General features: G+C 75.0%; 12 protein-coding genes. 10 read left to right on the top strand and 2 right to left on the bottom strand.

Going from position 1 to position 14,100, the window contains the following annotated elements; genetic code table 11:
- Positions 1-24 precede the first annotated feature (24 nt).
- The 7 genes from CLV92_RS04310 (at position 25) to CLV92_RS04340 (ending at position 6,744) form a co-directional block, all read left to right on the top strand.
- Positions 25-579, top strand: a complete 555-nt coding sequence (locus CLV92_RS04310; protein ID WP_104431551.1) for a low molecular weight protein-tyrosine-phosphatase — start codon at positions 25-27, stop codon at positions 577-579.
- Entirely contained in the window at positions 572-1,369 is a 798-nt protein-coding gene (locus CLV92_RS04315) for a fructosamine kinase family protein (RefSeq protein WP_104431552.1), read from the top strand. Before CLV92_RS04310 ends, CLV92_RS04315 begins: the two co-directional genes overlap by 8 nt.
- 16 nt (positions 1,370-1,385) lie before the next feature.
- Positions 1,386-1,997: a molybdenum cofactor biosysynthesis protein gene (locus tag CLV92_RS04320; RefSeq protein WP_245886405.1), complete on the top strand. Its 612-nt coding sequence runs from the start codon at positions 1,386-1,388 to the stop codon at positions 1,995-1,997.
- 174 nt (positions 1,998-2,171) lie between these two features.
- Entirely contained in the window at positions 2,172-3,599 is a 1,428-nt protein-coding gene (purB, locus tag CLV92_RS04325; protein WP_245886407.1) for an adenylosuccinate lyase, read from the top strand.
- Between the two features lie 4 nt (positions 3,600-3,603).
- Positions 3,604-4,668, top strand: coding sequence for a zinc-binding dehydrogenase (locus CLV92_RS04330; protein WP_104431554.1), 1,065 nt, complete (start codon positions 3,604-3,606; stop codon positions 4,666-4,668).
- A 113-nt stretch (positions 4,669-4,781) separates the two neighbouring features.
- Positions 4,782-5,975 (top strand): CDP-glycerol glycerophosphotransferase family protein, encoded by a 1,194-nt coding sequence (locus tag CLV92_RS04335; protein WP_245886409.1) that lies wholly within the window; start codon positions 4,782-4,784, stop codon positions 5,973-5,975.
- 67 nt (positions 5,976-6,042) lie between these two features.
- Entirely contained in the window at positions 6,043-6,744 is a 702-nt protein-coding gene (locus CLV92_RS04340) for a phosphocholine cytidylyltransferase family protein (RefSeq protein ID WP_170112714.1), read from the top strand.
- Positions 6,745-6,808: 64 nt separating this feature from the next.
- Here CLV92_RS04340 and CLV92_RS04345 read toward each other — a convergent pair whose 3' ends face one another.
- Complete coding sequence (locus CLV92_RS04345) at positions 6,809-7,453, bottom strand: VOC family protein (protein ID WP_104431556.1); 645 nt, start codon at positions 7,451-7,453, stop codon at positions 6,809-6,811.
- 140 nt (positions 7,454-7,593) lie between these two features.
- Between CLV92_RS04345 and CLV92_RS21270 the strand changes: the two genes are divergently transcribed.
- The gene (locus tag CLV92_RS21270) at positions 7,594-8,745 is read left to right on the top strand and encodes a baeRF2 domain-containing protein (RefSeq protein ID WP_158257124.1); all 1,152 of its coding nucleotides are present in this window, start codon (positions 7,594-7,596) and stop codon (positions 8,743-8,745) included.
- A gap of 93 nt (positions 8,746-8,838) precedes the next feature.
- Here the strand turns inward: CLV92_RS21270 and CLV92_RS04355 are convergent, their stop codons facing one another.
- Positions 8,839-9,993 carry an FAD-dependent oxidoreductase gene (locus CLV92_RS04355; RefSeq protein WP_158257125.1) on the bottom strand — a complete coding sequence of 385 codons (1,155 nt, stop codon included), beginning with the start codon at positions 9,991-9,993 and terminating at the stop codon, positions 8,839-8,841.
- Positions 9,994-10,105: 112 nt separating this feature from the next.
- Between CLV92_RS04355 and CLV92_RS04360 the strand changes: the two genes are divergently transcribed.
- Positions 10,106-12,292, top strand: coding sequence for a RecQ family ATP-dependent DNA helicase (locus CLV92_RS04360; protein ID WP_104431559.1), 2,187 nt, complete (start codon positions 10,106-10,108; stop codon positions 12,290-12,292).
- A gap of 382 nt (positions 12,293-12,674) precedes the next feature.
- The gene (locus tag CLV92_RS04365) at positions 12,675-14,081 is read left to right on the top strand and encodes an RICIN domain-containing protein (RefSeq protein ID WP_211290855.1); all 1,407 of its coding nucleotides are present in this window, start codon (positions 12,675-12,677) and stop codon (positions 14,079-14,081) included.
- Positions 14,082-14,100: the final 19 nt, after the last annotated feature.

Raw genomic sequence — 14,100 nt, forward strand, 5'->3', positions numbered from 1 at the left:
TCCGCCGCGGGGCAGGATGGGCGCGTGCCGACGACCTCCCGCCACCTCCCCGCCGCGGACGGGGAGGCCCCCTACCGCGTCTGCTTCGTCTGCTCCGGCAACATCTGCCGCTCCCCCGTCGCGGAGGTCGTCCTGCGCGCCCTCGCCGAGGAGGCCGGCCTCGGCGGGCGCCTCGAGGTGGACTCCGCGGGCACCGGCGACTGGCACGTCGGCGAGCCCGCCGACCGCCGGGCGCTGGCCTCCCTCACCGCCGGCGGCTACGACGGCTCCACGCACCGGGCACGGCGCTTCGAGCGCTCCTGGGCGACGCGGCGCGACCTGCTCGTGGCGATGGACCGCGGCCACGAGGCCGACCTGCACGCCGCCCTGGCAGGGATGAGCGGCCCCGTGGCGCAGGTCCGCCTCCTCAGCTCCTTCGTCGACGCGGGGGCCGGCGAGCGGCTGCGGGCCGTGGACGTCGCCGACCCCTACTACGGCGGCCCGGACGGCTTCACGGCGGTCCTGGCGCAGGTCGAGGCGGGCTGCCGCGGCATCCTCGAGCACGTCCGGCGCGAACTGGGGGCGCGGGCCGGTGCCTGAACCCGCCGGGGGCGGCGTGCACGTCAAGCGGCGCGACGGCCTGCCGCCGGAGCACTTCGCGGTGGAGGCCGCGGGCCTGCGCTGGCTGGCGGCCGCCGCGGACGGGGTGGCGGTGGCGGAACCGGTGGAGGTGCTGCCCGACGGCCTCGTGCTGCCCCGGGTGGTGCAGGTGGCACCGACGCCCGCCGCGGCGGAGGAGTTCGGCCGGCGGCTCGCCGCGACCCACGCGGCGGGGGCGCCCGGCTTCGGCTCGGCCCCGCCGGGCGTGGCGGGGGACGGGTGGATCGCGGAGCTGCGGCTGCCCCTGTCGGAGCGCGGCTCGTCCGCGTGGGGGCCGTTCTACGCGCAGCAGCGGCTGCTGCCCTTCCTGCGGGCCGCGCGGGACTCCGGGGCGGTGGACGCCGTGGGGGCTGCCGCGGTGGAGCGGGTCTGCGCGCTGCTGGTGGACTCCGACCCGGCGCTGACGGGCCCGGAGCGGCCCCCGGCCCGGCTGCACGGCGACCTGTGGTCGGGCAACGTGCTGTGGAGCGCGGAGGGTGCCGTGCTCATCGACCCGGCGGCCCACGGCGGGCACCCGGAGACGGACCTGGCGATGCTGGCGCTGTTCGGCCTGCCGCACCTGGACCGGGCCCTCGGCGCCTGCGCGGAGGCGGCGGGGCTCGACCGGGGCTGGCGGGGGCGGGTGCCGCTGCACCAGCTCCACCCGCTGCTGGTGCACGCGGTGCTGTTCGGCTCCGGGTACGGGGCGCAGGCGGTGCGCGCGGCCCGGGCGTGCCTGGCGCTGGGCTGAGGCGCAGGCTTGGCGGGTGCCCGCCGAGCCGAGCCCCCCGCTGCAGGGGCACCACCACGAGTACCACCACGAGTACGAGGTGGAGGTCCTGCATCTGCTCGTCTCCCCGGCCCACGCCTACTTCGGGCGTGCCGCCGACGGGCCGGCGGACGTGCCGACGACGGACGCGGAGCGCGTGGAGGTCGTGGCGGGCAAGGGGATCCGCGGGGACCGGTTCTTCGGCAAGGCCGCGCACATGGACGCGGCGGTGACGTTCCTGGCGCTGGAGGCGTGGACGGCGGTGGCCGCGGGACTGGGCCTGCCGCAGGTCCCGGACCCGCTGCTGGCGCGGCGCAACGTGGTGCTGCGCGGGGCGGAGCTGGACCCGCTGCGGGGGCACGGGTTCGAGCTGGTGACGGCCGCGGGTGTGGTGCGCTTCTCCGGGCGCAGGCCGGCGAACCCGTGCGTGTGGATGGACCGGGTCGTCGCCCCGGGGGCGCACCGGGGGCTGCGCGGGCGCGGGGGCCTGCGGGCGACGCCGCTGTCGGACGGCGTCCTGGCCCGGGGGCCGGCGGTGCTGCGCTCCCCGGTGCCGCTCGACCCCGCCCGGGCGGGCGAGGCGGTCCTGCGCCGCCAGCCCCTGCCCTGAGCCCCCTCGCCCTCGCCCTCGCCCGGAAAGGACCCTTTCCGGGGCCGGAGGGCGCCCCCGCACCCCGGAAAGGGTCCTTTCCGGGCGAGGGGGGAAGAGGGGGTGCGGGGGGGACGGGAAGCAGGTGCCCGCGACCGGACCGGGCCACTCCGCGCGGGTGGGACCATGGGGCACGTGCCCACGCCTGCCGCCCCCGCCAGCACCGCAGCCACGACCGCCGCCAGCCTCGGCGAACCCGCGCTCGGCCCGCTCGACGGCCGCTACCGCGCGAGCGTCGCCCCCCTGGCGGACCACCTCTCCGAGGCCGCCCTCAACCGCCGCCGCGTGCACGTCGAGGTCGAGTGGCTGATCTACCTGGGCACGCACGACGTCGTGCCGGGGGTGCGCCGCCTCACCGACGCGGAGATCGCCCACCTGCGCGGCCTGCCGCTGGGCTTCGACGCCGCCGCCGTCGCGGAACTGGCGGAGATCGAGCGGGAGACCGTCCACGACGTCAAGGCCGTCGAGTACTGGATCAAGCGGCGACTGGAGGGCACGTCGCTGGCCGACGTCGCCGAGCTCGTGCACCTGTTCTGCACCAGCGAGGACATCAACAACCTCTCCTACGCCCTCATGGTCCGCGACGCGGTGCGCGAGGTGTGGTCGCCGGCCGCGCACACCGTCACCGACGACCTGGCGCGCACGGCCCACGAGCTGCGGGAGCTGCCGATGCTGGCCCGCACCCACGGGCAGCCCGCGACGCCGACGACCCTGGGCAAGGAACTCGCGGTCCTCGTGCACCGCCTGCGCCGGCAGCTGGCGCGGGTGGACGCCGCGGAGCACCTGGGCAAGTTCAACGGCGCCACCGGCACGTACGCCGCGCACGCGGCCGCGGTTCCGGGCACCGACTGGCCGGCGGTGTCGCGGGCGTTCGTGGAGTCCCTGGGCCTGACCTGGAACCCGCTGACCACGCAGATCGAGTCGCACGACTGGCAGGCCGAGCTGTACGCGGACGTCGCCCGTTTCGGCCGGGTGCTGCACAACCTCTGCACCGACGTGTGGACGTACATCTCCCTGGGGTACTTCGTGCAGGTCCGCGGTCAGGGCACCGTGGGCTCCAGCACCATGCCGCACAAGGTGAACCCCATCCGGTTCGAGAACGCCGAGGCGAACCTGGAGGTGTCGCAGGCGCTGTTCCGGGTGCTGGAGGAGACGCTGACGACGTCCCGGCTGCAGCGCGACCTCACCGACTCCTCGATGCAGCGCAACATCGGCGTGGCGTTCGGGCACTCGCTGCTGGCGCTGGAGAACGTCCGCAAGGGCCTGGCGGGGCTGGACGCGAACCCTCAGGCCCTGGCCGCGGACCTGGACGCCACGTGGGAGGTGCTGGGCGAGGCGGTGCAGTCGGTGATGCGCGTGCACGGCCTGCCCAACCCGTACGAGCGGCTGAAGGACCTGACGCGCGGCCGGCGGGTGGATGCGCAGGCCATGCGGGAGTTCGTCGCCGGCCTCGGCCTGCCGGAGGCGGAGGCGGAGCGGCTGGCGGCGCTGACGCCGGGCACGTACACGGGGGTCGCGGCGCAGCTGGTGGACGTCCTGGGCACGCCGCCGGGCGAGGGCTGAGGAAGTGCGCGCCCTCGTCTTCGAGCGCTTCGGCGGACCGCTGGAGGAGCGCACGGTCCCCGACCCGGAGCCCGGCCCGCTGGGCGCGGTGGTCCGGGTGGAGGGGACGGGGGTGTGCCGCAGCGACTGGCACGGCTGGCAGGGCCACGACCCGGACGTGTCGCTGCCCCACGTGCCGGGGCACGAGCTGGCGGGGACGGTGGTGGCGGTCGGCGGGCAGGTCCGGCTGTGGCGGGCCGGTGACCGGGTGACGGTGCCGTTCGTGAACGCCTGCGGGGGCTGCCCGCAGTGCGCGGCGGGGGCGCACCAGGTGTGCGAGCGGCAGCGGCAGCCGGGGTTCACGCACTGGGGCTCGTTCGCGGAGCTGGTGGCGCTGGACTCCGCGGACGTGAACCTGGTGCGGCTGCCGGAGGCGATGCCCGCCACGACGGCCGCCGCGCTGGGCTGCCGGGTGGCGACGGCGTTCCGGGCGGTGGTCGACGTCGGGGCGGCGCGCGCCGGGGAGTGGGTGGCGGTGCACGGCTGCGGCGGGGTGGGCCTGTCGGCCGTGGCCCTGGCGGTGGCGGTGGGCGCGCGGGTGGTGGCCACCGACCTGTCGGCGCAGGCGCGGGAGCTGGCGCTGCGGTTCGGCGCCGAGGTGGTGGTGGACGCCGCCGGTGGTGCGGCCGAGGTCGCCGCGGCGGTGCGGGAGGCCACGGGGGGCGGCGCGCACGTCTCGGTGGACGCGGTGGGCAGCGCTCCGACGTGCGAGGCGTCCCTGCTGTGCCTGCGGGCGCGGGGCCGGCACGTGCAGGTGGGGCTGCTGCCGCCGGCTGCGGGCAGGCCGGTGCTGCCGTTGGAGCGGGTGATCGCGCTGGAGCTGCAGGTGCTGGGCAGCCACGGCATGGCCGCGCACGACTACCCGAGGCTGCTGGCGCTGGTGGAGTCCGGACGCTTCCGGCCCGAGGCGCTGGTGTCGCGGGTGCTGCCGCTGGCGGAGGGGCCGCGGGCGCTGGCGGAGTGCGGGGCGGCGGCGTTCGCGGGCATCACGGTGCTGGATCCGCTGGCGCATCCCGGTGCGCTCGCCTGACGTGTCACCCTGAAGGACCCGGCACCGGGGCGCCGGCGCGCCCGCGTCATCCGCGCGGTGCACCCGTCCGGGCGAATGAACGCGAGCAGTGCGCCCGCGCCGTCATCATGGCGGTGCACCGGTCCGGCGACGAACGCCCGGAGGAGGAGCTCACGACGAGGGGGAGCAGCAACGTGGAGATCGTCTACAACAGCTACGGCGGCAGGTTCTCGGACAGCCCGCGGGCCGTCTACGAGGCGCTCGTCGCTCGCGGTGACGACGTCCGGCACACCTGGTTGTGCGCTCCCGAGCACGCGGCCGCCTTCCCTCCCGGCGTCCGCACCGTGACGCCCGGAACCCCGGAGTCGCGCGCCGCGCTGGAGGCGGCGGACGTGCTGGTGGCGAACTACGGCACCGAGCGCGGCTGGCGGAAGAAGCCGGGCGCGGTCTACCTGCAGGTCTGGCACGGCACCCCGTTGAAGCGCATCCACAACGACGCGCTGACGATGCCGGACGGCCCGCTGAGCGACGACGACCACGACGTCCGCTCCTGGGACCACATGATCTCCCCGAACTCCGCGGCCACGGAGCCGTTGCGCAACGCGTTCCGCTTCACGGGGCCGGTGCACGAAACGGGCTACCCCCGCAACGACGCGCTGAACGCCCCCGACCGGGAGGAGCGCCGCGCGAAGGTGCGGCAGGAGCTGGGGATCCCCGAGGGGAAGCGCGCGGTGCTGTACGCGCCGACGTGGCGCGACGACGTGGTCGACGAGCAGGGCAGGCGCGACTTCGACCTGCACCTGGACCTGGGGCGGTTCTCGGAGCGGCTCGGCGGCGACCACGTGCTGCTGCTGCGCCTGCACTACTTCCTCTCCGGGCGCCTGGGGGAGGTGCGTGTCCCCGGGGTGCTGGACGTCTCGTCGTACCCGGACATCGCCGACCTCTACCTCGCGGCCGACGTGCTGGTGACGGACTACTCCTCGGCGATGTTCGACTTCGCCGTCACCGCCAAGCCGATCGTGTACTTCACGTACGACCTCGCCCACTACCGCGACGAGCTCCGGGGTTTCTACTTCGACCTGGAGGAGATCGCACCGGGCCCGCTGTGCTCGACGGGCGAGGAGGTCTACGACGCGCTCGCCGACCTCGACGCCGTGTCACGGCGGTACGCGCAGCGCTATGCCCGCTTCCGGGAGATGTTCTGCCACCTGGAGGACGGCTGCTCGACGCAGCGCGTTCTCGAGTTGTTCTTCCCGCAGTCCCCCGCCTCCGGGCCGGAGGACGTGTCGTCCCTCTGCGGGACGGCATCATGGGCGGCGGCCGGCTGACCGCCGCGGCTGTTCTTTTCCCGCAAACCCTCCCCGCACGTGCGGGGCGACCATCGAGGAGGACCGAGTGAGCGACGTCCAGGCCGTGATCCTGGCAGCGGGCATGGGAACCCGGCTGGGGCGGCCGATGCCCAAGCCGCTGACCCGGCTCGACGAGGGCCGCACCATCATGCAGCAGCAGGTGGACAACCTCCGGTCGGTGTTCGGCGGCGACGCGCGCATCACCGCGGTGGTGGGTTTCAAGGCGACGCTGGTGATGGAGGCGCAGCCGGACCTGCTGTTCGCGTACAACGCGTACTACGACAGCACGAACACCTCCAAGAGCCTGCTGCGCGCGCTGACGGTGTCCGGTGAGGGCGGCGTCCTGTGGATGAACGGCGACGTGGTGTTCGACCCCTCGATCCTGGAGGACCTGCGCGTCGCCATCGAGGCCGACCAGAGCACGGTGTGCGTGAACACGGCCGCGGTCGGCGAGGAGGAGGTCAAGTACACCGTCGACGAGCGCGGGTTCGTGCGGGAGCTGTCGAAGACGGTGGTGGGCGGCCTCGGGGAGGCCGTGGGCATCAACTTCGTCTCCAGCCGGGACAAGGCGGCGCTGGTGGAGGAGCTGCGCCGCTGCGCCGACACGGACTACTTCGAGCGCGGCATCGAGCTGGCGATCCAGGACCGCGGGATCCAGGTGCGGCCGCTGGACATCTCCCACCGCTTCGCGGTCGAGGTGGACTTCGAGGAGGACCTGGCCCGGGCGAACCAGCACCCCGTCGCCTGATCCGACCTTCTGATCCGACCGCCGGGCCCGCCGCGGGTGCGCCGCGGTGGGCACCGTCCGGGCGTCAGATCCGGACGGTGCCCCGGGGGCCCTCGAACACGACGGCGCGCAGTCCCGGCCCCTCGTCGCCGGGCGGCAGCCAGTCGAAGCGCAGCCCCTCCACGGCGCACTCGGGCGGCAGGCCGAGCCAGGTGCGGATCCGGTCGGGGGTGCCGGCGATCTCCAGGCCCGCGAGTCGCGTCCCGTCGGTCAGGGCGAGACCCGAGGGGTGCAGCGCCGGTGGGGAGTCCCACTGAAGCAGCAGCGGCAGCTGGGGGTCCTCCAGCAGGCCGGGGATGCCGATGTGCCGCCAGTGCAGCTCCACGCCGTCGGGGCGGCGTCGGGAGCCGGCCTCGGAGCGCTGTCCGACGAGGCGCTCGAAGCGGGTGATGTCGTCCACGCCGACGCACCACGTGAACCAGCCGCCGCCGGCGTCGGAGCGCCGCCGCACGGCCCGGCCGAAGGGGGCCCTGTCGGCGACGGGGTGGTCGAGGACCTCCACGACCTCCACGTAGCTGCGCCCGGACAGCGGCAGGATGACGTTGCGGGTCCCGAAGCGGGGGTGCGGACCGCCGTCGACCATGCGCACGCCGAGCACGTCGGCGAGGTGCCTGGCCGTCGCCTGCAGGCCCTCACGGCCGGCGGCGTAGCCGACGTGGTCGAGGCGCATGCCGGGAATGGTGGCAGACACCGTCCAGTGCTCTCGGACCGCCACGGGGCGGGGGCCGGGGCGCGCCGTCGCACCGTTTGGCCCCACCGCACAGCGGGTAGGCATCCGGGGACGGAGAGTTTCCGATGGAGGAGGACCCCGTGAGGCTGGACTGGCTCAAGCCTGCCACCGAGGACGCCGGGACGTACGTCTCGGTGGTCTTCGACGCCACCCGCAACGACGAGACCGGCGCCCACGAGATCGACCTGCGCTGGCAGGACGCCCGGGAGCAGCTGGTGAAGGCGGGGGCTCCCGCCGCAGCGCTGGACGCCGTGGGGGAGGTGGCGGTGCAGCCGACGGGGGTCGGTGGGCGCATCGGGCGAGCTGTCGTCGCCACCGAGTCGGGCGTCGTGATCGACCGCATCCTCCCCCAGCCGCCGGTACGGGAGGAGTCCACGGCCGGCCCGGTGCCGAACCTGATGCCGCTGGTCCGCTCGCTGGCCGACGACGTGCACTACGTCCTCGTGGAGCTGGACCGGGTCGGTGCGGACATCACCGTCGCCCACTCCGCCAGTCCGGGCGAGGCGCAGGAGCACACCGTCGACGGCGACCACGACGTGCTGCACAAGTACCACGGGGGCGGCTGGGCGCACCGGCGCTTCCAGCTGCGGGTGCAGGACTCCTGGGACCAGAACGCCGCCACGGTGGCGGAGGACCTGGACAAGATCATCGCGAAGGAGCGTCCCGCGGCGGTCTTCGTGACCGGGGACGTCAAGGCCCAGCACTCGCTGCGCAGCAAGGCCACCCAGCGGGTGCTGGAGCTGCTGGAGGAGGTCCCGGGCGGGGGCCGGCACGCCGGGGTGCGGGAGGACCTCTTCGAGCAGAACCTGACCGAGGCCCTGGAGCGGGTGCGCGCCGGGCGCCGCAGCGCCGTGGTGGACCAGTTCGAGCAGGAGATCGGCCGGGTTCGCAACGGGCTCATCGACGGCGCCTCCAGCGGCCTGGCCGTCGAGGGCCTGGCGGCGGTGGTGGACGCCCTGCGCCGCAGCCAGGTGCGGGTGATGCTGGTGCGCGACGACCCCTCCTCCACGGCGACGCTGTGGACGGGGCCGGACCCGATGCTCATCGGCACGTCCCGCGAGGACGTCGAGGCGATGGGGGTGTCCGCGCCGGTCCAGGTGCGGGCGGACGCCGCGCTGGTGCGGGCGCTGGCGGCGACGGACGCGGAGATCGAGCTGGTGATGGTGCGCCCGCAGATGGCGGAGGGCATCGGCGCGCTGCTGCGGTACGTGGACGAGTCCACGCCCCACTGACGGGCCCCCGCCAGGCCGCCGGCTCCCCGTGCTCCCCCGCTCCGGGGGAGCACGGGGAGCCGGCGGTCTGCGTCCGGGCCCGCTGCGGGTGGCTCAGCCGGCCGGGGCGCCGGCGACCGCGGGGTCGTCGAGCCCGGCGAGCCGGCGCGCGGCCACGGCCCGCACGGTGCCCGCGCGGGCCGCGACGGCGAGCGCCCCGACCGCGGCGCCGCGGGCGAGGGGGGTGCCCGCACCGAGGACGGTCAGGCCGCGCGTGAGGCGCAGGACGCGGGCGGCGGCGCGGCGGCGGGAGGCGGCCCAGGCGTCCAGCTCCGCCTCCCGTCCGGCGAGGGCCGCGGCGAGCGGCTCCGCGAGGCTGACGGCGTCGCGCAGCCCGAGGTTCATCCCCTGCCCGCCCGCGGGGCTGTGCACGTGGGCGGCGTCGCCGACGAGGACGATCCGCCCGCGGCGGAACGTCTCGGCCAGGCCGTGGGAGACGCGGAAGCGGGAGGACCAGACCACCTCCGCCACGCGCGGCGCCTCACGGGGACCGCGGGTGTCGAGCAGCTGCTGCACGAAGGCGGCGCCGGGCTCGGCGGGGGCCTCCGCCAGGGGTGCGACGATCCGCACCAGCCCGTCCGGCAGCGCGGCCGCCACGAGGCTGCCGGCCCGGGAGACGTGCAGGGCGACGCCGGGCTCGGCGCCGGCGTCGGCCAGGCGGACGTCGGCGAGGGCGAAGGACTCCGCGAGGCGGCGTCCGGGGCGGGCGATGCCGGCGTGCTCGCGCACGGTGCCTGCGACGCCGTCGGCGCCCACGACGTAGCGGCAGCGGAGCCGGTCGCGGTCGGTGGTGACGAGGACGGTGTCGCCGTCGGGGCGCACGTCGAGCAGCTCCTCGCCGGAGGAGACGTCCACGCCGAGCGCGCGGGCCCGGGCGAGGAGCGCCTCCTCGGTGCGCCACTGCGGCGTGAGCAGGGCGTAGGGGTGCGGGCCGTCGAGCCGGCCGAAGTCGACGTCGAGCAGGGGCCGGTCGCGCTCGCGCTCGCGCACGGCGAAGCGGTGGACGCGCAGCCCGGTGGCGAGCAGCGGCGCGGTGACGTCCAGGGCGTCGAGGACGCGGAGGGTGCCGGAGTGGACCACGGCGGCGCGGGAGGTCGTCCAGCCGCAGGTGCGCTTCTCGACGACGCCGACGGACACGCCCCGCCGTGCGAGGGCGGCCGCCGCCGCGAGGCCGGTGGGGCCGGCGCCCACCACGAGGACGTCCAGCACGGCGACCACCCCTCCCCGACCGAGGAACTCATCACTTGATGAATTGACTCCACCACCTGCGCCCGCCCCCGTCAACCACCCGCCTGTCCGACGGCCCTGCGAGCATCGGGGCATGACGACGGCCCCCCGCCCGGACGCACCCGCCGGCACCCCCGCGGCCGCCCTGCCCGCCCAGCACTCCCCCACCGACCGCGGCGCCCTGCGCGCGGAGGCGGAGGCGGTGCTGCGCCGCCTCGTCGGCCGCGCGGACGCCGCTCTGCGCGAGGACCAGTGGACGGCCGTCGAGGCGCTGGTCGCCGACCGCCGCCGCGCCCTCGTCGTCCAGCGCACCGGCTGGGGCAAGTCGGCCGTCTACTTCGTCGCCACCGCCCTCCTGCGGGCGCGCGGAGCCGGCCCCACCGTGATCGTCTCCCCCCTGCTGGCCCTCATGCGCAACCAGGTCGCCGCGGCCGAGCGCGCCGGGGTGCGGGCGGTGACGGTGAACTCCACCAACACCGAGGAGTGGGACGAGGTCTTCGCCGGGGTGCGCGCCGGGCTGGTCGACGTCCTGCTCGTCTCCCCGGAACGGCTGAACAACCCCGGCTTCCGCGACGAGGTGCTGCCCCAGCTCGCCGCCGCCACCGGGCTGCTGGTGGTGGACGAGGCGCACTGCGTCTCCGACTGGGGGCACGACTTCCGCCCCGACTACCGCCGCATCCGCACCCTCCTGGCCGACCTGCCCGAGGGCATCCCCGTGCTGGCCACCACCGCCACCGCCAACGCCCGGGTCACCGCCGACGTCGCCGAGCAGCTCTCCGTCTCCGGGGAGCGCACCCTCACCGACGTGCTCGTGCTGCGGGGCAGCCTGGACCGGGCCTCGCTGCGGCTGTCCGTGCTGCCCCTGCGCGACCACGCCCACCGCCTGGCGTGGCTGGCCCAGCACCTGCCCGAGCTGCCCGGCTCGGGGATCGTCTACGTGCTCACCGTGGCCGCCGCGGAGGACGTCGCCGCCCACCTGCGCGCGGCGGGCATCACCGCCGCCGCCTACACCGGGCAGACGGAGCCCGCCGACCGCCTGCAGGCGGAGGACGACCTGCTGGGCGACCGGGTGAAGGCGCTGGTCGCGACCTCCGCGCTGGGCATGGGCTTCGACAAGCCGGACCTCGGCTTCGTCGTCCACCTGGGGGCGCCGGCCTCGCCGATCGCCTACTACCAGCAGGTGGGCCGCGCCGGTCGCGGCGTGGACGACGCCGCGGTGGTGCTGCTGCCCGGCCGGGAGGACCGCGACATCTGGGCGCACTTCGCCTCCCTCGGCTTCCCCGAGGAGACCGACGTCCGCACCACCCTGGCGGTGCTGGCGGAGGCGGGACGGCCGCTGTCCACCCCGGCCCTGGAGACCCGGGTCCCGCTGCGGCGCAACCGGCTGGAGACGATGCTGAAGGTCCTCGACGTGGACGGGGCGGTCCGGCGCGTCAAGGGCGGCTGGGAGGCCACCGGGCAGCCGTGGCACTACGACGCGGAGCGCTACGCGCGGGTGGCGGCCGCCCGCGAGGAGGAGCAGCGGGCGATGCTGGACTACATCGCCGCGCCCGGCTGCCGGCTGGAGTTCCTGCGCCGCGCCCTGGACGACGCCGAGGCCGCCCCGTGCGGGCGATGCGACAACTGCGGCGGCCCCGCACCGAGCGCCGACGTCGACGAGGCCGCGGCCGCCGCGGCGGGTGAGCGGATGTCGCGCCCGGGCGTCGCCGTGGCGCCGAAGAAGCAGTGGCCGACCGGCCTCGCCGCGATCGGGGTGCCGCTGTCCGGCCGGATCCCCGCGAGCGAGCAGGCGGAGGAGGGCCGGGCGGTGGCGCGGCTGACGGACCTCGGCTGGGGCGGGGCGCTGCGCGAGGTGTTCCGCGCGGGCACGCCCGACGGGGAGACCCCCGTGCCGCTGCGGCACGCCGCCGTGGAGGTGCTCGACGACTGGGCGCGCGACCTGCCCCTGGACGGGATCGTCGCGGTGGACTCCGCGAGCCGGCCGCAGCTCGTGGCCCACCTCGCACAGGGCCTCGCGCGCTACACCGGGCTGCCGCTGCTGACGCGGCTCGTCATCGCCGACGGCAGCGGTTCCCCGCGCAGCGACGTGAACTCCGCCCACCGGGTGCGCTCGCTCGTGGGCCGCTTCGCCGTGGCGGACCCGGACGCGGTGCAGGGCAAGCGGATCCTGCTGGTGGACGACCGCGCGGGCACCGGCTGGACGCTGGCGGTCGCGTCCCGGGAGCTGCGCCGGGCAGGGGCCGAGTCGGTGCACCCGTTCGTGCTGGCCGACGGCTCCTGAGTTCCGGCCGTCCCTCCGTGGGGGCGCACACCTCCACGGCGCCCCCACAGCCCCCGGAGGGGAGGCTGCGGAATGCGGTGCGGTGGAACCGGTCACAGGGAGCTCCTCCAGTCGCAGCGGCGCGAGCGGCTCCTCGCACGCCTGCGGCAAGGCTTGACCGCAGCGTCACGGGATGTGAGGGTGGACGCGATGTTTACGTTAACATCGATCGGGGCCCTGAGTGCGGTGGAGCGCCTCAGCCTCGATGGCCCTGCCGGCTCCGCACGGCCTGGGCGCAGTTCAGACGGACTCCTGTGCAACGTCGCATAGATTGGTCGAACTCATGACCCCCGCACGCTCCGCCGCACCCTCGAGGTGCTCCCTCCGCCGCCGGATGATCAGCATGCTGGCTGCCCTGGCCCTGCTCCCGTTCACCGCCCTGGCCACCTCGACGCCGGCCGCGGCCGCGACCTCCCAGTTCCGGGGCATGAACTGGGCGGTGCTCGGCGACAACTTCAGCACCGGACCACTCGTCCTCGACGGACTGAGCAGCTCCGACAGCTACGCCACCGTGCAGGCCAAGGCGAATGCGATCTACGACGACTTCGGTCTGGGCATCAACACGGTGCGCATCCCCATCAACACCCACACGGTGGGCACGGCCTGGTGGAACAACTACCGCGCCGTGATCGACACGGCGACGGCACGCGGCTGGAAGGTCATCATCGCCTACTGGGAGGACGGCGCCGCCTCCGGTGGCCGGATCACCGACATGGCCGCATTCAACTCGATGTGGTCGACCGTGACCCACCAGTACGGCGCGAACAACCTCGTCTACTTCGAGCCGATGAACGAGCCGCACGGATACAGCTCCACGGAGTGGCGCAACGTCGCAGCGAACTGGCTCGCCTACCACTACTCCGCCCCGCCCGGCCGGGTGCTCATCGGCGGAACCGGCTACAGCGAAGACCTGCGCGACATCTGCAACGACGCCCGCTTCAACGCCACCCTGCTCTCCTTCCACCACTACGCCTTCATGTTCGGCACCAACACCTACGACGGCTGGCGCACCCACATCACCACCCGCCTCGGCAACTGCGCCTCCCGCGCCGTCGCCACCGAGTTCGGCGCCCCGATGAGCACCGGTCTCGACTACGCCGACGCGGCCAGCACGAACAACTTCGTCCGGCACATCCGCGCGATGACCCGGGTCATGCGAGACAACGGCATGGGCGGCAGCTACTGGCCGGCCGTCGGCGGAAAGCCCGCGAACATCGGCTACGACTACTACTCCATGTACGTCATGAGCGGCAGCGGGACGAACCTCAACCTGACCGTGCGCAACCAGTCGGGCGCAGACCGCCTGCGCTACGCCTGGGGTGACCCCATCGGATCGGGCGGCGCGGCTCGCGCCATCGTCAACCAGAACTCGGGGAAGTGCGTGGACATCGCCGGCGCCTCGACCGTGGACAACGCCGAGGCCATCCAGTACACCTGCGGCAGCGGCGCCAACCAGCGGTTCACACTGACCGACCGCGGCGGCGGGTACTACAACATCGTGGCAGCGCACTCACGCAAGTGCCTGGACGTCAGGGGTGCCTCCACCGCAGACGGTGCGGCGATCGTGCAGTACACCTGCGGCGCAGGTACCAACCAGCAGTTCCAGCTCCGCGCCGCCGGCGGCTACTACCAGCTGGTGGCCCGGCACTCCGGCAAGTGCATCGACGTTCCCGCCGCCTCCACGGCCAACGGAACCCGCCTCACCCAGTACACCTGCAACAGCGGCACCAACCAGCGCTGGGCCCTGTGACCAGCCGAAAGACGATCAC

Origin of the sequence: Kineococcus xinjiangensis, from assembly GCF_002934625.1 — a bacterium.
GTDB classification, from domain to species: domain Bacteria; phylum Actinomycetota; class Actinomycetes; order Actinomycetales; family Kineococcaceae; genus Kineococcus_A; species Kineococcus_A xinjiangensis.

Bases quoted from the DNA above. Each gene is read 5' to 3' on its own strand.
- CLV92_RS04345 (WP_104431556.1), bottom strand. From the start codon at position 7,453: ATGCGCCTCGACCACGTCGGCTACGCCGCCGGCCGTGAGGGCCTGCAG.
- CLV92_RS04360 (WP_104431559.1), top strand. From the start codon at position 10,106: ATGACGACGGCCCCCCGCCCGGACGCACCCGCCGGCACCCCCGCGGCC.
- CLV92_RS04365 (WP_211290855.1), top strand. From the start codon at position 12,675: ATGCTGGCTGCCCTGGCCCTGCTCCCGTTCACCGCCCTGGCCACCTCG.